This window comes from Vibrio xiamenensis (assembly GCF_900100015.1).
Classification (GTDB): Bacteria; Pseudomonadota; Gammaproteobacteria; order Enterobacterales; family Vibrionaceae; genus Vibrio; species Vibrio xiamenensis.
Window position 1 is genome coordinate 1 of sequence record NZ_FNDD01000019.1, and the last position, 19990, is coordinate 19990.

The following is a 19990-nucleotide window of genomic DNA, read 5'->3' on the forward strand; positions in this document are numbered from 1 at the left end:
CTACAGGGGTGTAGCTCCAATTGGCAGAGCAGCGGATTCCAAATCCGCGTGTTGGGAGTTCGAATCTCTCCACCCCTGCCATATTTAAGAAGCCTCAGCAGTAATGCTGGGGCTTTTTTACATCTATAGCTTGGGTATTTGTGGATGCAGTTCCAATTATCAGAGCAGCGGATTCCGCTAATACCAAAAGTCGTCGCGTGTTGGGAGCTTGTAGGCAAGTCCCATCGAATCTTCGGTGCGCCGATCCAGTCCATCATTGCCATATATAAGAAGCCTCAGACTAGGCGTCCCCGTCTAAATACTGGGTTTTTTTACGTCTGTAACTTGGGTATTTGTGTCGTAGTTATAATTGGTAGAGTAGCGGATTCCGCCAATATCAAAAATCGGCGCGTGTTGGCAACTGGAGCGTCAGCTCGGTCGAATCGTCGGCGTACCGACCCACACCCCTGCCATATTTACAAAGCCTCAGACATTTATCCTATTTGAGGATTATAAGTTCTTCGATGTAACCCTCATAGGCTTGCTGTCTTCTATCGTTAAAACAAAATTGAGAATTATTCTTGAGCTTTGGTTACAATTCCTACACTTATTGCCATTGGATTGTTAAAGGATGAACTATTCTCGTCGCCAATTTATACAAACATCTTTTGCTCTTGCGGCGTTATCTGCGCTACCAGCTTGTACAATGCAGCGAAGTCGTAAGTCAGATGGGCAGCTTGTTTATGACCTTACAGCGCAGCCTGCAACGGCAGAATTGGTGCCTGGGTATACTTCTCAAGTACTTGGCTTCAATGGGCTTATACCGGCGCCAACGATACGCTGTCGGCAAGGCGAGAAGGTCACAATACGATTTACCAATAGGTTATCAGAGCCAACGACGATTCACTGGCATGGATTAAGAATTCCAATTGAAATGGATGGAGTGCCTTTTTTAAGTCAGCCACCGATTCAACCGGGTCAAACTTTCGTTTATGAGTTCACTCCACCAGATGCGGGTACATTTTGGTACCATCCGCATATGAATAGCGTCGTCCAACTTGGTAAAGGGTTAGTTGGCTTGATCGTTGTTGAAGAATCCGATCCGGTAAAATTCGATCAGGAAAAAGAGATCGCGATCAAACATTGGCATTTAGATCACCATGGAGCGTGGAAAGATCTCATGATCCCTCGTTTAAGCGCGCGAATGGGTACTCCCGGAGAGTGGGGGACGGTCAATGGACAACATAATCCAACATATTCGATCCATGCTAATGGTACGACGCGCTTACGTATCGCCAACGTTGATAACACGCTGACTTATCCTATTCGTATCGAAGGTGTCGAAGCTTGGGTCATTGCCATTGATGGCAATCCTGTTAAAAGCCCCTATAAGCTGGCTGAGCATAAAATAGGCCCAGGTATGAGGCTTGATATCAGTTTTGTCGCACCTAAAGCCGGGGAGAGCGTTTATGTTCGTTATATGAAAGGTAAATTCCCGTTTCCCCTTTGTGAATATCAATCTCAGCCATCAAATTTTGCGAGTTCTCGCTCTTTACCTCAGCTACCGCTTAACCCGATTCCCGCACCAGACATTGCAAATGCTGAGCAAATCGATTTTGTTTTTGAGTGGCAGGGAGCTGTAACACCAGCGGATAAATCAGGTAAAGCGCAGCCTTCATTCTGGTTGATGAACAAGCGAGCTTGGGAGGGAATGAGTGCGGATAATATACCTGAGCCGTTGGCTAAATTGCGATTGGGCCAGAGCTACATTTTTAACTTGAAGAACGTCACTCAATATCATCACCCAATCCATCTGCACGGTCATACCTTCACAGTTTTGGAATTAGATGGCAAACCTCTCGAGAATCCTTTCCATACCGATACCGTATTACTGGGTAAAAATGGCAGTGCTAAAGTTGCGTTTGTTGCCGACAACCCAGGTCGCTGGATGTACCATTGTCATGTGATCGAGCATCTTAAGACCGGATTGATGGGATATATCCAGGTTGCGTGACTCCTGTAACTTTTCAATTTGTTTCATTTTTTAAAGGATTTACCCTGATTATTTTAAAGGTAAGTTAGCACATATTTTAATCAAAATTAGATCAACGACTCGTTGTAAGGAATTTTCATGGGACAATTTTCAATTTTGGGCTTCATAGCTTTAGGTGGGGCGGTAGGTGCGTGTTCGCGTTATTTGATCTCTGAACTTTGTATTCTTTTGCTCGGGCGTGGTTTTCCCTACGGAACCTTGACTGTGAATATCGTTGGTTCGTTCATTATGGGACTTCTAATGGCAATGTTTCAGAAGGAGTTGCTTGCGGTTGAACCTTGGCGCCAAGTTATCGGCTTAGGCTTTCTTGGTGCGCTAACAACATTTTCTACTTTCTCAATGGATAACGTTATTTTGATGCAGCAAGGCGCACTGTTAAAAATGGGTCTTAACGTCGTACTTAACGTCGTTTTAAGTATCTCTGCTGCTTGGGTAGGGTTTCAAATGTTAACTAAAGGGTAGTTTTTTCGTTAACGACTTGGTTTCGCCAAAACATCTGCTTATAATCGATTTTACTTGTCGGAGTGCCAAAAAGGCTGAGACCGTTTATTCGGGATCCGTTGAACCTGATCTGGTTAGTACCAGCGAAGGGAACAAGAGAAGAGATTAGCATTAGGAATACATCCTGATTCTCCTTTCCTTAGATCAAGATGCATTTTGCATCTATTCACTCTTGTTGCATCTATCCGTCAAGCATTTCATCCCCAAAATAGGAAAAATGCTATGTCGAGTCGAAAGCAATCTAGGCTAAATGCCAAGCAATTTATTGATAATTTAAGCGTCCAAACTTACCCAAATTCTAAAAAAGTTTATTTGCAGGGAAGTAGTGAGGATATCCAAGTGCCAATGCGAGAAATCGCTTTGTCCGATACTTTAGTCGGTGGCACTAAGCAAGAACCTCGCTTTGAGCCCAATCTACCTATCCGTGTTTACGACACTTCCGGTGTTTATACCGACCCTAATCACAGTATCAATCTGTATCAAGGCTTGCCCAAGTTGCGCCAAACTTGGATAGAAGCTCGTAATGACAGCCAGACACTTGCCCAAGTGAGTTCCCATTATGCTCAACAGCGCCTAGCAGATGATACGTTAGACGAGCTACGCTATGGCAATCTACCGGTAGTGAGAAAGGCGAAACCGGGTAAGTGTGTCACTCAACTGCATTACGCGAGGCAAGGAATCATTACTCCTGAAATGGAGTTTATTGCTATTCGCGAGAATATGGGACGAGCTCAATATAGCGATGAAGTGCTTAATCAGCAGCATCCAGGCGTTAGCTTTGGTGCGCATCTACCTAAGCAAATAACCGCTGAATTTGTGCGTCAAGAAGTCGCCCAAGGGCGAGCGATTATTCCTTCCAATATCAATCATCCAGAAAGTGAGCCGATGATTATTGGGCGCAATTTTCTCGTTAAAGTGAATGCTAATATCGGTAATTCTTCCGTTTCTTCTTCGATAGAAGAAGAGGTCGAAAAGCTGATTTGGGCAACCAAGTGGGGTGGAGACACGGTTATGGATCTCTCCACTGGGCGCAATATTCATGAAACGCGAGAATGGATTTTGCGCAATAGTCCTGTGCCGATTGGCACGGTCCCTATGTATCAAGCATTAGAGAAAGTAAATGGTATCGCTGAGAATCTTAATTGGGAGGTGATGCGCGATACTTTGATCGAACAGGCCGAACAAGGTGTCGATTACTTCACCATCCACAGCGGAGTGTTGCTGCGTTATATTCCGATGACGGCCAAGCGTGTTACTGGCATCGTCTCTCGCGGTGGTTCTATCATTGCAAAATGGTGTTTAGCACATCATCAAGAGAGCTTTCTCTATACTCATTTTCGTGAAATTTGTCAGATTTGTGCTCAATACGACGTCGCACTATCGCTTGGTGATGGATTACGCCCGGGCTCAATAGCGGACGCTAATGATGAAGCTCAGTTTGCTGAGTTACGAACCTTAGGCGAGTTGACTAAGATCGCTTGGGAATACGATGTTCAAGTCATTATCGAAGGCCCCGGTCATATTCCTATGCATATGATTAAGGAGAATATGGACCAGCAGTTAGAACACTGTCACCAAGCGCCATTTTACACCTTGGGCCCTCTTACAACCGATATTGCACCGGGCTATGACCATATCACTTCAGGAATTGGTGCTGCTCTGATTGGCTGGTACGGCTGCGCAATGCTGTGTTACGTGACCCCAAAAGAACATCTTGGCTTGCCGGATAAGCAGGACGTTAAAACCGGATTGATTACTTATAAGCTCGCTGCTCATGCTGCCGATTTGGCGAAAGGCCACCCAGGTGCGCAAGTTCGCGATAATGCATTATCAAAAGCACGCTTTGAATTTCGCTGGCGAGATCAGTTTAATTTGTCGCTTGACCCTGACACTGCACGCGAATTTCACGATCAAACACTACCGCAAGAATCCGGAAAAGTTGCCCATTTTTGCTCTATGTGCGGCCCTAAATTTTGTTCAATGAAAATCTCACAGGAGGTGAGAGAGTACGCACGCGACAAGCAGCAGTTCACATCAGATGCGAATATCTCAGTGCAATTGCTCGATGACCCGCTCGAAGGTATGCGTCAAAAATCGAAGCAATTTTTGCAGTCAGGTTCTGAGTTATATCACCCAGCGTCTGCGTTAAATGATTGTGCGGAGGAATAGCTTTGAATATCTACTTTCCCGAGCACTTGGTGCATTTAACGGAGCGAGTACAGCGTTGTTTGCTACTCGCCAATCGTTATGGATTTGATATCGACAACGTCCGTCTTAGTGTTTCTCGTCAGCCTTGGTTTGTGGTTAAAAATCGAGATGATGTGTTATCTATTACCACCGATCTGTTTGAGTACGTTGGCGGGAATCATAATCATCAAGCTATCGACTTGTTTATTCGCTATCGTCACGATAACGCTAATGACATAGACAAGCGCATCAAGACATCAGTCGCTATCAATCTCTTCGACAACGAGAAGTTTTACGATACATGGTCGTTACCGCAGTCGTGTAACGCGATATTTAATCTTACTTCATTAGCCGATTCACAAGCTCATTTCTGTTGGTTGATTACGTTACTCGCATTGGACTTTTTACTCGAGGATGCAATTGTTATTGCTCGCGGCATGGATAATGTTTCACGTGAAACATGGCCTATTCATATCGATGACTTTCCTAAAGTCGAAGTAAAGGATCGCAAACTCACAGGCTGGCTACCAAATTGTAATCACAGTGACTTCCTTCTGATTGACGCAGAGAAGTTTAGACTTTACCCAGTGGTTGATAGTGTCGATTGGCTTGAGCGTTGCCTGAAACTTGGGGTGAAAACGGTTCAGTTACGTATCAAGAATCAACATCAATCTGACCTCGAAGCTCAGATTATCGAAGCGGTTCGACTGGGTAATCAATACTTGGTTCAGGTGTTTATCAATGACTATTGGCAACTGGCTATTAAGCATCATGCTTACGGCGTTCACCTGGGGCAAGACGACCTCAATACCACAGACTTAGAACAGATTCAGCAGGCCGGTATTAGGTTAGGGGTATCCACTCATGGTTATTTTGAGTTGCTACGAAGCATTCAAATATCACCAAGCTACATTGCGCTTGGGCATATCTTTCCAACCTCAACCAAACAAATGCCCTCAAAACCACAAGGCTTAGTTCGCCTTGGCCTCTATCAACAACTAGTCTATTCGATGATGTCGTCCTTGAATACCCCTGAGCGTTTCGTTCCAACGGTCGCCATTGGTGGTATTGATTTGGATAACGCGGCTGAGGTTCTACGCTGCGGCGTAAACAGTATTGCCGTGGTAAGGGCAATGACACAAGCCAAGAATTGCTCTTCTATAGTCAGCCAATTCGAGCAAATCATGGATAAAGATATCGTTTTGCAAAAGGAGTATTGCGATGCTGAGTGATCAGGAGTTTGTCCGTTACCAACGTCAAATTGGCTTAGCTGAGATTGGAGAACAGGGACAGATTAATCTGAAAAATGCCCATGTATTGGTTATCGGTTTGGGCGGTTTAGGCAGCGTTGCATGTTTGTATTTGGCTGCGGCGGGTATTGGCAAATTGGTATTGGTTGATAATGATCGGGTTGAGATGAGTAATCTGCAGCGTCAGGTTAGCTATCGCCAATCAGACGTTGGGTACGCAAAAACAGAGGCACTCCATCAGCAACTACATTCACTCAATCAGAATTGCCAAATCCGTTGTGTACACCGAAGAATGGACGACAAGCAACTTGAACTTGAGGTGTGTTTGGCAGATGTTATTTTGGACTGTAGTGATAACTTCGCCACTCGTCAGCAGCTTAACCGAGTTTGTTATCGATACGCTAAGCCGCTAATTTTTGCCTCTGCGACCGGTTGGCAAGGGCAGTTTGCCATCTTTGATTTTTCTCATCCATCGAGCAGAAATTATGGTTGCGTTAATTGTTTGGTTCCTGATTCAGGTGATCATTCACCAACTGTGTCCGGTTGTCAGCAACTTGGAATTATTGGCCCGGTGGTGGGGTGTTTGGGAAATTATCAAGCCTTAGCGGCGATTCAATATCTTGCTTGTAATGCGTTCTTAACAGAGTGCGGAGTTCTGCATTGTTTTGATGGCACAGCACTGCGTTGGAGTCAGTTTGAGTTAAAACACGATTCGAACTGCTCGGTTTGCCAACCTCAAATGCTCGTAGAAACAGGGGCAAATTCTGCTCAGAATACCGCCTTACGTTCGAGGTGCGAGTCATGAATCCAAACACCAAAGTTACTATTTTATTCAACGGACAACCATTGGATGTAGCTGTGGGTGATTCTGTCGAGCGGGTAATTGAGCGAATTGCTCCACACTTAAATCAAGGCTATGTTGCGGCGGTCAATAATATTATTGTGCCGCGAAGCGAATGGTCAGCACACCTGGTTCATCAAGATGATGCACTGTCGTTATTTCAAGTCGTGGCGGGAGGGTAAATGGATATGTTAACGATTGCTGGACAGAAATTTGAGTCGCGGTTGTTTACTGGAACTGGCAAGTTCAGTTCTTCAAAGGTAATGATTCAAGCCCTTCAAGCAAGTGGATCTCAAATGGCAACCATGGCGTTGAAGCGCGTTGACTTGATAAGCCAATCTGATGACATTCTGGCGCCTCTTATGGAATCGGGAATTAAATTGCTGCCGAATACCTCTGGTGCTAAGAACGCAAAAGATGCGATTTTTGCCGCCGAATTAGCACGCGAAGCACTTGGTACCAACTGGATTAAATTGGAAATTCATCCCGACCCCAAATACCTTTTCGCTGACCCAATCGAGACTTTGTTAGCTGCAGAGCAACTCGTGAAGTCGGGTTTTGTAGTGTTGCCTTATTGTCATGCCGACCCGGTGTTGTGCAAGCGTCTAGAGCAAGTTGGCTGTGCGGCGGTTATGCCATTGGCCGCACCCATTGGTAGTAATCAAGGTTTGGTTGCTCGCGAGTTTCTACGCGTTATTATCGAACAGGCTAATGTACCTGTGGTGGTAGATGCGGGAATTGGTGCGCCATCGGATGCCGCTCTGGCGATGGAGATGGGTGCTGATGCGGTACTGGTAAATACGGCTATCGCAACAGCGAAACATCCAGCCAGTATCGCTCGAGCATTTCGTTTGGCGGTTGAAGCGGGAAGGGTGGCTTATGAATCTGGAATAGCGTTGACCACGCAATCCGCTATGGCGTCTAGTCCATTGACTGAATTCCTTGACGATCTATAGGGAAGGTAACTATGTCATTTATGGATATTTATCGCGGTTTAGAATGGGACGATATTAAACTGTCTATTTACGCGAAAACCTCCGCTGACGTTGAGCGTGCTTTAGCGACATCTTCGCGTGACTTAGAAGATTTCAAGGCGTTAATTTCTCCCGCTGCAGAACCCTATATTAAGCAGATGGCGCAGATGTCGTATCAACTGACCAGGCAACGTTTTGGCTTTACCATGGCTTTGTACATTCCGCTTTATCTTTCCAACTTGTGTTCGAACTCATGTACCTATTGTGGTTTTAGTATCGATAACCGACTTAAGCGCCGTACATTGGGTGAGTTTGAAATCGAACAGGAAATCGCAGCGATTAAGCGCATGAAATTTGATAGCGTGTTATTGGTTACCGGTGAGCATCAGACCAAAGTGGGAATCGATTATTTTCGTCGCGTATTACCTTTGGTTAAGCAACACTTCAATTATGTGGCAATGGAAGTTCAACCACTGGAGACACATGAGTATCAAGAACTTCGTCTATTGGGTTTGGATGCGGTGATGGTTTACCAAGAAACCTACAACTCACACACGTATGCTCAGCATCATTTGCGTGGCAACAAAACTGACTTTGAGTTTCGACTGCTCACTCCCGATCGTTTAGCGCAAGCTGATATCGATAAGATAGGAATAGGTGCTTTGATTGGACTTGATGATTGGCGCGTGGATTGTTTCTACACTGCCGCTCATTTGAGTTATTTAGAAACTCGTTATTGGCGGAGTCGATATTCAATTTCGTTTCCGCGCCTTCGGCCTTGTGCAGGAGGAATTCAACCCAAATCTTTGATGAGTGATAAGCAGCTTGTGCAGTTGGTCTGCGCTTTTCGTTTGCTGAACTCACACGTTGAGCTGTCTTTATCAACGCGCGAGTCTGCAACATTTCGTGATAATCTTTTGCCATTAGGCATTACTTCAATATCGGCAGGTTCAAAAACTCAACCTGGCGGTTATGCGCTAGCCGATGTTGAGTTGGAGCAGTTTGCTATCAGTGACGAGCGTACCCCAAGTGAAATAGAAGCTCTGCTTCGCAGACAAGGTTTTGCTCCGGTTTGGCAAGATTGGCAAAGAGGGTATTCCGGTTGAATGTTTCACGTGAAACATATTGCTCACTTAAATAAAAAAGGCCACCGCGAGGAGGCCTTTGGTTTTAACAGTGTCAGAATCAATTTATCAGCTATGTCAAAGCGGCGATGTTGCTTGCTCAAGCCAAGCTTTCACATCGCCGTCAACGAGCGGACTTACCGCTTGCCAAACTTTCTGATGGTAGTCATTCAACCAAGCAAGTTCAGGGCGTGTGAGCATGTTGACATCGATATTACGTTTATCAATCGGGCAACGAGTGAGTGATTCAAATGCCAGCGTTGGCAAATCGCCTTGGCTTGGAAGTTCAACGACCAGCTCTAAGTTCTCAATGCGAATACCAAATCCGCCAGCGCGGTAATATCCAGGTTCGTTAGAAAGCACCATACCGGGTAGCAAAGCAACGGCATTCTGACGTTTTGAAATACTTTGTGGACCTTCATGAACGCTAAGGAAATGGCCGACGCCATGGCCAGTGCCATGGTCATAGTCAAAGCCTTCAGCCCATAAGAATTGACGAGCAAGAGCGTCCAGCTGTGGACCCGTTGTACCTTGCGGAAAACGGGCGCGAGCTAATGCGATATGACCTTTTAGCACTAACGTGAACTGATGAATCATTTCTGGGCTTGGTTGGCCAATCGCAATGGTGCGAGTGATATCTGTTGTACCGTCAAGGTACTGACCGCCTGAGTCAACCAAGTATAACGAGTTATTAGGTAACTGGCCCGGAGCTGGTTGGTTCTCGTGGTTGTAGTGACACATCGCGGCATTGCTGCCCGTTGCTGAGATAGTGTCAAAACTCAAATCCATTAAGGTTGGATCTTGCTCGCGAAACGCTTGTAGTGTGTCAGAAATAACGGCTTCGTCATGAAAATGACCCGCTGCAACTTGTTCGTCCAACCAGTGCAGGAATTTAACCATTGCTGCGCCATCACGAACGTGACACGCTTTCATGCCCGCAACTTCAACCGCGTTTTTCGCTGCTTTAGGTAGTAGGCAAGGATCGGCTTGGGCAATGATCTCAGCGCCGGCATTTTGTAGTGTTAGACTGAACCAAGCGTTACTGGTGTTTGGATCAAGTAGAACTCGTTTTGCACTTAATGTTTCAAGGCGTGCTTGCAACTCACTTGGCGCATAGACAGAAACACCTTCACCAACGTGTTGTTTGAAGCCATCGACGACGCGATTTAATTCAATAAAGAACTCTACGTCACCGGTGTTGTGAATGATGGCGTGGGATAGCAATACAGGTAGGCGTGAGACATCAAGACCACGAATATTCAGTAGCCAAGCGATCGAATCTAGCGAGGTGAGTACCGCGCTATCCACATCATCTTGGCTAAGTAGCGTTGCGATTTCTTCTCGCTTACTCGCGCTACTTTGACCAACGCTATCGAGATCCATCAGGCGCATTTCTGAAACCACAGCTGCGGGGCGATCACTCCACAATTCATCAACTGGATTGCTAGTTAGGATCTCTAGCTGGTGGCTAGCGGCTAACTTACTTTGTGCCAAATTTAGCCACGCGCCGCTGTGCATGCGTGGATCGATAGCAATTTTGCCGTGTTTGGTTACATTGGTTTTTACCCAGTCCAGGGCAGGCTCGTTGACGAGATGACGGTATTCAAATAACTCGTTGGGCACTTCTTTAGTTACTTGTACGGTATAACGACCATCGACAAAAATAGCGGCTTTGTCTCGGCTGATGACAGCGACACCCGCAGAGCCGGTAAAACCAGTCAACCAATGTAAACGTTCATTATGAGCAGGTACGTACTCGCCAAGAAATTCATCTTCATGCGGCACCATAACAGCGTCTAGTTGTTGCGTTTCGAGCCATTGGCGAATCGCGTTAACGCGCTGTGCAATAATATCGTGCATCTGTGATTCCTTAATTGTTATTCGTCCTTAATGGAATGATTAGGATGTCGTACCCCGGGCCGACATGGAGGGATAAGCTACTCCTTTTGCTTGAACCCTGCAAATTATCTGAGCGGTTTGGTTTTGTCCTCAATCATATTCTTAAGCCAGTGTAGGGCTGGATCTTTTGCTCGGTCGCGGTGCCAAAATAAGGTATACGCCATTGGCGGACATTCAAGTGGCAGAGGTCGAATCTCCATACCTAACTGCTTCGCGGTTAATTGCACAAAATGACGCGGGGCAGTGAATATAAAATCGGTGTGATTACACAAGCTTGCAGCGCTATTAAAATCAGGCACAGTAATCGCGATATTGCGCTTTCTACCCATATCCGCTAGCCGGTAGTCAAGTAACCAACGTTCGCTGCCATCGCAGCGAACTTGGACGTGGCGAAGTTTCAAAAACGTTTCTAAGTTCCATTCTTGAGTTAGTGCGTGGTGTCCAGCGCGCATCATACACATATGGGTATCGCGATAGATTTCCATTTCACAGATGTCATCCGGTGTGATCATCGTATGTTGGGATTCACTGCTTTCAATATCCTTACCCGTTAATCCAAAATCCAGCTGCCCAGATTGAATTTGCTTAAAGGTTTGGTCGCTCCACACGTGAGTACTAAGCGTCACATTTGGCGCCAAGCGAAAAATATCTTCGAGGAAGTGAGGCATAATCAAAGGGTAAACACTCTCGACCGAAGCGATTTCAAATCGGTAATCACTGGTTTGAGGATCAAAGACCTCAGGTTCGGAGATATGTTCAAGGTGATGGATTAAAACGTCGAGCTTGGGTTTTAGGTACAAGGCTCTTGGGGTTGGTTTAAGACCATAAGAGTGGCGTGTGAATAACGGATCATCAAATTGCGTTCTTAGTTTAGCCAAAGACTTGCTCACCGCAGATTGACTCAGGTATAAACGTTGAGCGGCACGCGTGACATTGAGTTCTTCAATGAGGACTTTTAAACATACCAAGAGATTTAAGTCTATTCGCGAGAGTTTTTCGATAGGCATAGCAACATTCTCATATGGAATATCATAAATGAGCACATATCATTTATGGTCATAACGAAAGCTCGCATAGAATGAGACCTGTTTCAATGCTACGTCGATGGTTTTTGTGAAATCAACTCCTGCTTATGGCGCCGAAAAACGCCAGTTTATGTTACTTATTTTGTTGGTTCTGTTTAGTCCGCTTGCGATAGATATTTATCTTCCTGCTTTACCGCAAATCGCAGAGTCGTTTCACGTGGAACACACGTTAGCCCAGGACACTATTTCTCTATTTCTGTTTGCAATGGGTATTGGCCAGTTGGTGGCGGGGCCCCTTGCAGACAAATACGGTCGTCGAACTGTTGCATTGGTAGGTATCGTCATCTATTTGATCAGCGCCTTGTTGGCGTGGGGCGCTCAAACGATTGAATGGATGTTATTGGCGCGCTTGCTTCAAGGCATAGGTGCATGCGCAACATCGGTAGCTGCTTTTGCAACAGTTCGCGATACATTTGGCCCTGAAAAAAGTGGCAAAATGATCAGTTATCTTAATGGCGCAATATGCTTTATTCCGGCACTAGCGCCGATTTTGGGTAGCTGGTTAACGCAAACCTTCGATTGGCGAGCTAATTTCAGCTTTATGGCGTTATATGCCTTAGTGGTTGGTGGTGCGCTTTGGATAGGAATGAAAGAAACCAATCCAAGCCCACAGAGCGGTAAAGTCTTTCACGCCAACCGCTATTGGTCAGTGCTGAAAAATCCGATGTTCTTGTTTCACGCTAGCCTTTGTATGCTATCGATGGCGGTGATTTTAGCCTACGTCACATCAGCGCCTATTGTGCTAATGCAGCAAATGGGTGTCAGCATGAATGAATTCGCAGCATGGTTTGGCATTAATGCGGTGGTTAATATTATCGCTTGCTTAACTGCGCCGAAATTTATGGATAAATTTGGTGTACATAAAACTTTAGTGGTCGGTTTGCTGTGTATGGTGATTGCTGGTGTATTGATGCTGGTGGTTTCGAGTCAGTTAACGCCGATGATGTTTATGCTACCAATTTTTGTTTCATCACTTAGTTTTGCTTGGATTTTAGGTGCTGCAGCGGGTAAAGCTCTCGCGCCATTTGGTGATAAGGCAGGCACCGCCGCGGCATTGCTTGGCTTATTTCAAATGAGTGGAGCAGGGTTGGTGGTTAGCTTAGTTCAGCGTTTAGGGTTAGAACCGACATTCATGATCTCAATCCATATGCTTATTTTAACACCTGCTATTATTATACTGTTGTCATCAGTGGGACGAGGCTGGCATAAAATTGAAGTGTGAAATTTTCCAAGCGCTTTTACCCCTGATGAAAACGATGTATATTTGACCCCTAAAATTTTGTAACGCCTTTCAGTGGATACGTAACAATAATGTCAATGACAACTTACGAGATGGCTCGTGTTCTGGAACAATTAGAAGAGTCTCCAGAAAAGATTATGTTTAGCAAATTGCTTAATGAACTGGGCAATCAAAGTGGTGAGCGCATCCGCAGTGCAGCGAAACATGTTCCACTACATATGCTTCGTGACATCGTGTTCCAATTCCAGCAAGTCATCGAAGCACGCAAAGATGAACAAGTAGAAATCATGGCGAAGCAAATTGCTGAGCAGGGGATTTCTGCTGATGAGCTTAAAGCTTATCTCGCTCAACGATAAACTTTAAGTGTTAAAAGAAGACGGCTCGCAGAGAAATCTGGGAGTCGTTTTTTTATTTAAGGATTAACGTTGCGGTTAATTGGGTTTTGCAGCGAGATAAGCGTTTCCGTCGACTGAACTTCATCGATGGCTTGCAGTTTGTCGATCAGTACGTACTGCAACTCTTCAATTGAACGGCACATCAACTTCACAAAAATGTTATACGCGCCGGTGGTGTAGTAGGCTTCGACCACTTCTTCCAAGGCATTGAGTTTTTCGAGTGCCGAATGATAATCACGCGCGGCGTTAAGATTGATACCAATAAAGCAACACACGTCGTAACCCAACTTTTTGGTATCCACGATTACTTCGGTTCCTTGAATCACATCCGCCGCACGCATTTTTTCGATACGAACATGAATCGTCGCTGGGCTAACGTTAAATTGCTTAGCCATTTCAGCATAAGGCTTACGCGCATCATCCATCAGAGTTTTTAAAATGGCGCGGTCTAAATCATCGAGTTTGGTACTTGGAGCTTGCATGAATTTCCATTTATTTACGCTCTAGCGCTTCAACACTGAGCCTGACATCTGGGCTTAATTCATCACATTCGAATACGCTTGTCTAGCTTGGGCGCACAATAAACAGAACCCATAGTCGTTATCTTAGTTAGTTGAGAATCGTTAGGCTTTGAGCTTTGAAATCCGGTACACTTTGCCAATCATCATTGAATGCTTTTTTGTTTTTAGGGAGTGCACCTTTTTGCAGTTACAACTCATATGTGAATGTTCTGAACTGGCCGAAGAATTTGCCAAACGTACTAGCCGTTGGGGGCTTAGCCATAGCCAGGATTCGCTTTTTGCATTGGTGCAGACACATACACGCTTAGAACTGCGTAAGCTTGATGAACCTAAGCTGGGCGCCATTTATGTTGACTTAGTTGGTGGCTCGGTGGCGCATCGCCGTAAATTTGGTGGTGGTAAAGGACAAGCGATCGCCAAAGCTGTTGGGCTCAACAAAGGGGCTTTGCCGAATGTGCTTGATGGAACCGCAGGTCTTGGTCGTGATGCCTTTGTGCTTGCGTCTTTAGGCTGCAAAGTACAAATGGTGGAGCGCAATCCGGTAGTCGCAGCGCTGTTAGATGACGGGCTTGAACGAGCTAAGCAGGATAGTGAAATCGGTCTGTGGGTTAGCGAGCGAATGTCGCTGTTGCACGCATCGAGCCATGATGCCTTAGCCAGCCTTGCGGATGATTCTGCCTTTACGCGTCCTGATGTTGTGTATCTTGATCCAATGTATCCACACCCGGAAAACAAAAAGAAATCGGCGTTGGTAAAAAAAGAGATGCGGGTGTTTCAATCTCTGGTTGGCGCTGATTTAGATGCCGATCAATTGCTGCAACCTGCTTTGAAATTGGCCACCAAAAGGGTAGTCGTTAAACGCCCAGACTATGCTAATTGGTTGGACGAACACAAACCGAGTATGGCAATTGAAACCAAAAAGAACCGCTTTGACGTTTATGTTAATCAGGCGATGAACGGTTAAGGGGTAAAGAGGTCAGGGGTTTAAGCGTATTTTGTACTTGCGTCTGGGGGATGGCTGGGATATACCTAACTAAGAATAGTTATTATTTCTAGTTTGGTGATGTATGAGTAAACGTCTGTGCAAAATGAACCACCGCGATATTCGTGCCGGGTTAGGACAGATCCATCAATTAGTCGCTCAGCCAAAGTTTGTTTGCAGTTCTTGCGCGCGCAGTGCCAATGACAAATCATCCTTGTGTAAGCCATGCTTAATCCCTGAACAAGCGCGTAAGCCGATTGTCGACATGGTGTCATTGGCGCCGAAGTCGCAGGTTAGCGTTGAGAAAAATGTTACTAAAAAGGCGTTGAAGCAGGTCAAAAAGCGCGACAAGAAGCTTAAGAAAATGCTCAAAGCCCAACGTAAGTTACTCAAAAAACACCGTAAACTTGAAGCAAAGCTCGCTAAGGTCGATAAGCGTTTGAATCGCTACGCTCCGCAGTTAGATCAGGCAAATCTCGCCATGCACTAATGTTGCGAGCAGTCAGTATTGAATATAAAAAAAGCCCGCGATTGATATCGCGGGCTTTTTTAGGTGAGTTCAAAGCTTACGAGTGCTTAAACTGACGTTCAACTTTGTTTTTAACCCAAGTTTCGTTGATCCATAGAGACAACAGAATAATTGCGCCGCCGGCGACTAAGCGGGGGATATCTACATCGCGATTCCAAATGACGATATTCACGATAAGCCCAGCTGGAACCAGCGCATTATTCATCACCGCCAGTGCACCGGCATTTACGGCAGTCGCGCCTTTGTTCCACGCAAAATAACCCAATCCAGACGCGATCAAACCAAGATAAATCAAGATACCCCATTGAGTGCCGGTGGTTGGTAGCTTTTCAATGTTGCCAAGTAGAGCAAAAGCGACCAAAGCGACACATAGCGCACCGAGATAGAAATAGCCAAAAATGGAATGTTGTGGCAGGTCGATTTGCTCGTTTTCCATAATGTATTTGTATCCGACTTGGCCAATGGCAAAGCAGATGTTGGCGCCTTGGACGACCAAGAAACCCACGAGGAAGTCTTGGTTAATACCTGCAAATTTAATCACTGCTGCGCCGATTACCGCAATAACAGCCGTCACCAGATACCAGGCGGAAAAGCGGCCTTTAAGGAGGTCATAAACCAAGGTGACGTAAATCGGGGTAAACACGGTGAACAGCAGCACTTCTGGTACGGACAACAGCAAAAATGACTGATAGTAGAAACAATACATCAATCCAAGTTGCAAGCCGCCAACAACCATGAGTTTGCCGATCAGTGCTTTACTCACGCCGCGGAATTTTAAGAAGGGAAGGAACACGATACTTGCCAGAGCGACTCGCATCAGTACCGAGAACCAGGAATCAACTTGACCAGCAAGGTATACGCCGATCAAGCTGAATGAAAATGCCCATAGAAGGGTTACTGCAGATAAATACGCCATAATGAATAAGTTAAATTTTATTAATATCTATTTGTAATGGCAGTCTACCTGAGTTTCAAATTTGGGTCAGTCTTTAATCGGCACGACCAGTAGATCAACGGGAGTTCGATTCATTAATTGGCGTGTTGACGATAACAACTTACTCCAGAAATCTTGATGGTGACCACACACCACTAAGTCGACGTTGAACTCTTCAATGCTATCGCACAGCTCATTTCCTAAGTCACCGCTTGAAACCAGAGTATGTTTGATCGGGTATTGGGCGTATTTGGCTAGTTTCTGTAGCTGCTCTTGAGACGTTTCAATCGACTGCGATTGTGTTTCTGCCAAATTGATATCCACCAACCCGGTATAAAGCTCTGCGTAATTGACATCGATATGAATAAACGACACGTCCGCCTTAACGGCTTTGGCGAGTGCCACAGCTTTATCGATGAGGGTTTTGCTATCTTCTGAAAGATCAATGGCGACTAATATGTGTTGATAACTCATAGTGCTATCTCCTTGTAGGTGAATCGTTACAGATTAGCACTGACCTACAAGGAAATTTGCCGCCATGATCCCAGATCCACATTCCTTGTGCAAAGTGTTAGAGTGAAACTCTGTTACAGTAACAACAAGCACATAGCGTATTTTTAGGAGTGACAAAATGCTTGCACAAGCCATGGTAGATCAGCTCAATGATCAAATTAATCTCGAATTTTTTTCATCCAATCTATACTTACAGATGAGTGCTTGGTGTGAAGATAAAGGTTTTGAAGGCGCCGCCGAATTTTTACGTGTTCACGCAGCAGAAGAGATGGAGCATATGCAGCGCTTATTTACTTACGTAAGTGAAACCGGTGCGATGCCAATTCTCGGTGCGATTGAAGCGCCAAAGCATGAATACCAAAGTTTAGGTGAAGTGTTCAGAGAAACTTTCCAACATGAGCAAATGATTACCGAAAAGATCAATAAGCTCGCTCATGTCGCTTTCACAACTCAGGATTACTCAACCTTCAACTTCTTGCAGTGGTACGTTGCGGAGCAGCACGAAGAAGAGAAGTTGTTTAAAGGGATTTTAGACAAGCTAGAACTGGTCGGCGAAGATGGCAAAGCGCTGTTCTTTATCGACAAGGATCTAGCAACGATGGCAAAAGAAAGCTCATCGTCTGTCATGGATGCTCCTGCTGAATAATATCAGCGAGAAATACGCGTAGGTTGTCGGTTTCTCTTGAGCATTGATAGAACGATGTAGGGAGGAGAAGATGATCAGTGGAGATACGATTTTATTTGCGCTAATGGTCGTAACGGTTGTGAATATGGTCAGATATTTCACAGCTCTACGCTCGTTAATTTATATCATGCGAGAAGCACACCCTTTGCTGTATCAGCAAGTTGATGGTGGAGGCTTCTTTACAACCCATGGCAATGTGACCAAGCAGGTTCGCTTATATCATTATTTAAAAAGCAAAGAGTATCACCATCACCATGATCCGGTGTTTACTGGTAAGTGTGATCGGGTTAGAGAGTTATTCATCCTTTCTATTTCACTTTTAGGAGTAACCTTGCTGGCGTCTTTGGTTTTATAACCACCCGTTGGCAAGTGTTCCATTTGCCGTTAAAATGCGCGTAATTTGCTAAGGATGTGCTGATGCACATCCTTTTTTATTGGCATTTCTTATTGGCGTGGATGAGTAGTCATGAGTGAAAAATTTGATGTAATCATCATCGGTGCTGGCGCCGCTGGTTTAATGTGCGCTGCCGAGGCAGGAAAGCGAGGCAGGCGAGTGCTGGTGGTTGATCACGCCAAAAAACCGGGTCGGAAAATTTTGATTTCAGGTGGCGGGCGTTGCAACTTCACTAACTACGATGTTTCAGCGAATAACTACTTATGTCAAAACCCACACTTCGTAAAATCAGCTTTATCGCAATATACCAACTGGGATTTCATCTCATTGGTCAGTAAGTATGGTATTGAATTTGAAGAGCGCGACCACGGCCAACTGTTTTGCCTCGATTCAGCTAAGGACATCGTCAGCATGTTACTAAGTGAGTGCGCACTCACTAATAATGTTGAACTGCGTTATCAACAACAAATTGTGTCGATTGAAAAAACAGAGCAAGGCTTTGTATTACAGGGTAATTTTCAATCAATTGAGTGTTCTTCATTGGTCATTGCAACCGGTGGTCTTTCTATGCCAAAACTTGGCGCTACGCCGTTTGGTTATAAAGTCGCTGAACAATTTGGTTTGCCAGTACTACCAACCAGTGCCGGCTTAGTACCTTTTACTCTGCACAAACAAGATAAAGAAGATTTCGCAGAGCTTTCAGGTATTGCGATCCCGAGTGAAATTACCGCTCAAAATGGCACCGTGTTTAAAGAGGCATTACTCTTTACTCATCGCGGATTGTCAGGCCCCGCAGTGCTGCAAATTTCCTCGTTCTGGCGAGCCGGGCAAGCCGTTACCATCAATTTGGTTCCAGAAGCGGATGTGAGCGAATTACTGACTCGTTCAAGGGAAAAACACCCTAATCAGAGTTTAAAGAACACCCTTGCGAAAGTACTGCCGAAGCGCTTAGTCGAAGTTCTTATCGAGCGCAAAGAGCTTATCGATAAGCCACTTAAACAGTTTAATGACAAACAGCTTAGCGCCATCGCCCAGCATCTTGAGCAGTGGAATGTTGCGCCAAATGGCACTGAAGGTTACCGAACCGCGGAAGTTACTTTGGGCGGTGTCGATACCGATTCATTATCTTCAAAGACGATGGAGTGCAAACAGGTTCCAGGTTTGTATTTTGTGGGAGAGGTGATGGACGTGACCGGATGGCTCGGTGGTTACAACTTCCAATGGTGCTGGAGCTCAGGTTTTGCTGCTGGTCAGTGGGTTTAGCGTTATTGCCACGACACATTAACTTTGTTGTCGTGGCAAACATTATAAGCCAACGGCTGCTTAATTTATAAATCTTGTTCTTGTGCGAATGATTTGAGAAACTGTTTGAATTTTCTAATGCATAAAGGTGGTTTATGGAACCTAGATTGACATTGAGTTTCTCCGTTGATATTCAAGTTGCCTCACCAATTGTGGTGTCAAATAGTCCAACGACAGGTAAACGCCAACTTATTCCGATTCAAAGCGGCAGTGTTTGTGGATCGATTGAAGGAGAGGTTTTACCTGGTGGGATAGATAGCCAAATTATTGATCCAAATGGGATTTGTCGCTTATCTGCTCGCTATGCTCTCAAGTTATCCAACGGCACTGTATATATTGAAAATAACGGTATTAGAACGGTTCCTGAGGCTTACCGAGCGATGTTATTCAGCGATGATATGAGCTTCTTCAGCGAGTTAGAACCACAGGATATCTACTTTAAAGCGGTGCCAAGTTTTGAGGTTGATACTCCTGAACTGAGTTGGTTAACGGAAAGCATTTTTGTGTGCTCTGGGCGGCGAACTCAAGATGGTGTGATGCTTGATTTTTACCAAGTTAACTAACCATTCCTTTTATTTTTTATCACGGGAGCCATCGGCTCC

The 19990-nt window shown here is 45.1% G+C and carries 21 protein-coding genes, 1 tRNA gene and 1 riboswitch; of the genes, 17 read left to right on the forward strand and 5 right to left on the reverse strand.

What is annotated here, in order from left to right:
• Positions 1-4 precede the first annotated feature (4 nt).
• The 9 genes from BLS03_RS15150 (at position 5) to thiH (ending at position 8891) form a co-directional block, all read left to right on the forward strand.
• Positions 5-81: transfer RNA gene (locus BLS03_RS15150), tRNA-Trp, on the forward strand.
• A gap of 529 nt (positions 82-610) precedes the next feature.
• Positions 611-1993: a multicopper oxidase family protein gene (locus BLS03_RS15155; RefSeq protein ID WP_093275680.1), complete on the forward strand. Its 1383-nt coding sequence runs from the start codon at positions 611-613 to the stop codon at positions 1991-1993.
• Between the two features lie 117 nt (positions 1994-2110).
• Positions 2111-2494, forward strand: a complete 384-nt coding sequence (gene crcB / locus BLS03_RS15160; protein WP_093275682.1) for a fluoride efflux transporter CrcB — start codon at positions 2111-2113, stop codon at positions 2492-2494.
• A 48-nt stretch (positions 2495-2542) separates the two neighbouring features.
• Positions 2543-2642: riboswitch (TPP riboswitch) on the forward strand.
• A gap of 113 nt (positions 2643-2755) precedes the next feature.
• A complete protein-coding gene (gene thiC / locus BLS03_RS15165) occupies positions 2756-4702 on the forward strand; it encodes a phosphomethylpyrimidine synthase ThiC (RefSeq protein WP_093275685.1) in 1947 nt (648 codons plus the stop codon).
• A gap of 2 nt (positions 4703-4704) precedes the next feature.
• On the forward strand, positions 4705-5952 hold the full coding sequence (gene thiE, locus BLS03_RS15170; protein ID WP_093275687.1) for a thiamine phosphate synthase: 1248 nt from the start codon (positions 4705-4707) through the stop codon (positions 5950-5952).
• Positions 5942-6775 carry a HesA/MoeB/ThiF family protein gene (locus BLS03_RS15175; protein WP_093275690.1) on the forward strand — a complete coding sequence of 278 codons (834 nt, stop codon included), beginning with the start codon at positions 5942-5944 and terminating at the stop codon, positions 6773-6775. Before thiE ends, BLS03_RS15175 begins: the two co-directional genes overlap by 11 nt.
• The gene (thiS, locus tag BLS03_RS15180) at positions 6772-6993 is read left to right on the forward strand and encodes a sulfur carrier protein ThiS (RefSeq protein ID WP_093275692.1); all 222 of its coding nucleotides are present in this window, start codon (positions 6772-6774) and stop codon (positions 6991-6993) included. Before BLS03_RS15175 ends, thiS begins: the two co-directional genes overlap by 4 nt.
• A 6-nt stretch (positions 6994-6999) precedes the next feature.
• Positions 7000-7767, forward strand: coding sequence for a thiazole synthase (locus tag BLS03_RS15185; RefSeq protein WP_093275927.1), 768 nt, complete (start codon positions 7000-7002; stop codon positions 7765-7767).
• A gap of 11 nt (positions 7768-7778) precedes the next feature.
• On the forward strand, positions 7779-8891 hold the full coding sequence (gene thiH, locus BLS03_RS15190) for a 2-iminoacetate synthase ThiH (protein WP_093275695.1): 1113 nt from the start codon (positions 7779-7781) through the stop codon (positions 8889-8891).
• Positions 8892-8987: 96 nt separating this feature from the next.
• Here the strand turns inward: thiH and BLS03_RS15195 are convergent, their stop codons facing one another.
• On the reverse strand, positions 8988-10769 hold the full coding sequence (locus tag BLS03_RS15195; RefSeq protein ID WP_093275697.1) for an aminopeptidase P family protein: 1782 nt from the start codon (positions 10767-10769) through the stop codon (positions 8988-8990).
• A 104-nt stretch (positions 10770-10873) separates the two neighbouring features.
• Positions 10874-11815 (reverse strand): LysR substrate-binding domain-containing protein, encoded by a 942-nt coding sequence (locus tag BLS03_RS15200; RefSeq protein WP_093275700.1) that lies wholly within the window; start codon positions 11813-11815, stop codon positions 10874-10876.
• 106 nt (positions 11816-11921) lie between these two features.
• Between BLS03_RS15200 and BLS03_RS15205 the strand changes: the two genes are divergently transcribed.
• Positions 11922-13115: a multidrug effflux MFS transporter gene (locus BLS03_RS15205; RefSeq protein WP_483887706.1), complete on the forward strand. Its 1194-nt coding sequence runs from the start codon at positions 11922-11924 to the stop codon at positions 13113-13115.
• An 89-nt stretch (positions 13116-13204) separates the two neighbouring features.
• Positions 13205-13489: an H-NS-like global regulator TsrA gene (tsrA, locus tag BLS03_RS15210; RefSeq protein WP_093275704.1), complete on the forward strand. Its 285-nt coding sequence runs from the start codon at positions 13205-13207 to the stop codon at positions 13487-13489.
• A gap of 56 nt (positions 13490-13545) precedes the next feature.
• Here the strand turns inward: tsrA and asnC are convergent, their stop codons facing one another.
• Complete coding sequence (gene asnC / locus BLS03_RS15215; RefSeq protein WP_093275706.1) at positions 13546-14010, reverse strand: transcriptional regulator AsnC; 465 nt, start codon at positions 14008-14010, stop codon at positions 13546-13548.
• A 220-nt stretch (positions 14011-14230) separates the two neighbouring features.
• On the opposite strand from asnC, the gene BLS03_RS15220 reads away from it, so the two are divergent.
• The gene (locus BLS03_RS15220) at positions 14231-15013 is read left to right on the forward strand and encodes a class I SAM-dependent methyltransferase (protein ID WP_093275708.1); all 783 of its coding nucleotides are present in this window, start codon (positions 14231-14233) and stop codon (positions 15011-15013) included.
• 103 nt (positions 15014-15116) lie between these two features.
• Positions 15117-15521, forward strand: coding sequence for a hypothetical protein (locus BLS03_RS15225; protein WP_093275711.1), 405 nt, complete (start codon positions 15117-15119; stop codon positions 15519-15521).
• 76 nt (positions 15522-15597) lie between these two features.
• On the opposite strand, the gene BLS03_RS15230 is transcribed toward BLS03_RS15225, so the two are convergent.
• Together BLS03_RS15230 and BLS03_RS15235 are read right to left on the reverse strand one after the other, a co-directional pair.
• Positions 15598-16476 (reverse strand): carboxylate/amino acid/amine transporter, encoded by an 879-nt coding sequence (locus tag BLS03_RS15230; protein ID WP_093275713.1) that lies wholly within the window; start codon positions 16474-16476, stop codon positions 15598-15600.
• Between the two features lie 66 nt (positions 16477-16542).
• Positions 16543-16968, reverse strand: coding sequence for a universal stress protein (locus BLS03_RS15235; RefSeq protein ID WP_093275716.1), 426 nt, complete (start codon positions 16966-16968; stop codon positions 16543-16545).
• A 157-nt stretch (positions 16969-17125) separates the two neighbouring features.
• Here BLS03_RS15235 and ftnA point away from each other — a divergent pair, with 157 nt between their 5' ends.
• The 4 genes from ftnA (at position 17126) to BLS03_RS15255 (ending at position 19951) form a co-directional block, all read left to right on the forward strand.
• Positions 17126-17653: a non-heme ferritin gene (gene ftnA, locus BLS03_RS15240; protein ID WP_093275719.1), complete on the forward strand. Its 528-nt coding sequence runs from the start codon at positions 17126-17128 to the stop codon at positions 17651-17653.
• A 70-nt stretch (positions 17654-17723) separates the two neighbouring features.
• Positions 17724-18047: a universal stress protein UspB gene (uspB, locus tag BLS03_RS15245; protein WP_093275722.1), complete on the forward strand. Its 324-nt coding sequence runs from the start codon at positions 17724-17726 to the stop codon at positions 18045-18047.
• Positions 18048-18158: 111 nt separating this feature from the next.
• Positions 18159-19349 (forward strand): BaiN/RdsA family NAD(P)/FAD-dependent oxidoreductase, encoded by a 1191-nt coding sequence (locus tag BLS03_RS15250; RefSeq protein ID WP_093275724.1) that lies wholly within the window; start codon positions 18159-18161, stop codon positions 19347-19349.
• 134 nt (positions 19350-19483) lie between these two features.
• Positions 19484-19951, forward strand: a complete 468-nt coding sequence (locus tag BLS03_RS15255; protein WP_093275727.1) for a DUF3237 domain-containing protein — start codon at positions 19484-19486, stop codon at positions 19949-19951.
• Positions 19952-19990 lie beyond the last annotated feature (39 nt).

Coding starts and splice junctions, on each gene's coding strand:
- BLS03_RS15195 (WP_093275697.1), bottom strand. CDS start 10,769: ATGCACGATATTATTGCACAGCGCGTTAACGCGATTCGCCAATGGCTC.
- tsrA (WP_093275704.1), top strand. CDS start 13,205: ATGTCAATGACAACTTACGAGATGGCTCGTGTTCTGGAACAATTAGAA.
- thiH (WP_093275695.1), top strand. CDS start 7,779: ATGTCATTTATGGATATTTATCGCGGTTTAGAATGGGACGATATTAAA.
- ftnA (WP_093275719.1), top strand. CDS start 17,126: ATGCTTGCACAAGCCATGGTAGATCAGCTCAATGATCAAATTAATCTC.
- uspB (WP_093275722.1), top strand. CDS start 17,724: ATGATCAGTGGAGATACGATTTTATTTGCGCTAATGGTCGTAACGGTT.
- BLS03_RS15155 (WP_093275680.1), top strand. CDS start 611: ATGAACTATTCTCGTCGCCAATTTATACAAACATCTTTTGCTCTTGCG.
- crcB (WP_093275682.1), top strand. CDS start 2,111: ATGGGACAATTTTCAATTTTGGGCTTCATAGCTTTAGGTGGGGCGGTA.
- BLS03_RS15185 (WP_093275927.1), top strand. CDS start 7,000: ATGTTAACGATTGCTGGACAGAAATTTGAGTCGCGGTTGTTTACTGGA.
- thiS (WP_093275692.1), top strand. CDS start 6,772: ATGAATCCAAACACCAAAGTTACTATTTTATTCAACGGACAACCATTG.
- BLS03_RS15235 (WP_093275716.1), bottom strand. CDS start 16,968: ATGAGTTATCAACACATATTAGTCGCCATTGATCTTTCAGAAGATAGC.
- BLS03_RS15225 (WP_093275711.1), top strand. CDS start 15,117: ATGAGTAAACGTCTGTGCAAAATGAACCACCGCGATATTCGTGCCGGG.
- BLS03_RS15230 (WP_093275713.1), bottom strand. CDS start 16,476: ATGGCGTATTTATCTGCAGTAACCCTTCTATGGGCATTTTCATTCAGC.
- thiC (WP_093275685.1), top strand. CDS start 2,756: ATGTCGAGTCGAAAGCAATCTAGGCTAAATGCCAAGCAATTTATTGAT.
- BLS03_RS15175 (WP_093275690.1), top strand. CDS start 5,942: ATGCTGAGTGATCAGGAGTTTGTCCGTTACCAACGTCAAATTGGCTTA.
- BLS03_RS15255 (WP_093275727.1), top strand. CDS start 19,484: ATGGAACCTAGATTGACATTGAGTTTCTCCGTTGATATTCAAGTTGCC.
- BLS03_RS15250 (WP_093275724.1), top strand. CDS start 18,159: ATGAGTGAAAAATTTGATGTAATCATCATCGGTGCTGGCGCCGCTGGT.
- asnC (WP_093275706.1), bottom strand. CDS start 14,010: ATGCAAGCTCCAAGTACCAAACTCGATGATTTAGACCGCGCCATTTTA.
- BLS03_RS15200 (WP_093275700.1), bottom strand. CDS start 11,815: ATGCCTATCGAAAAACTCTCGCGAATAGACTTAAATCTCTTGGTATGT.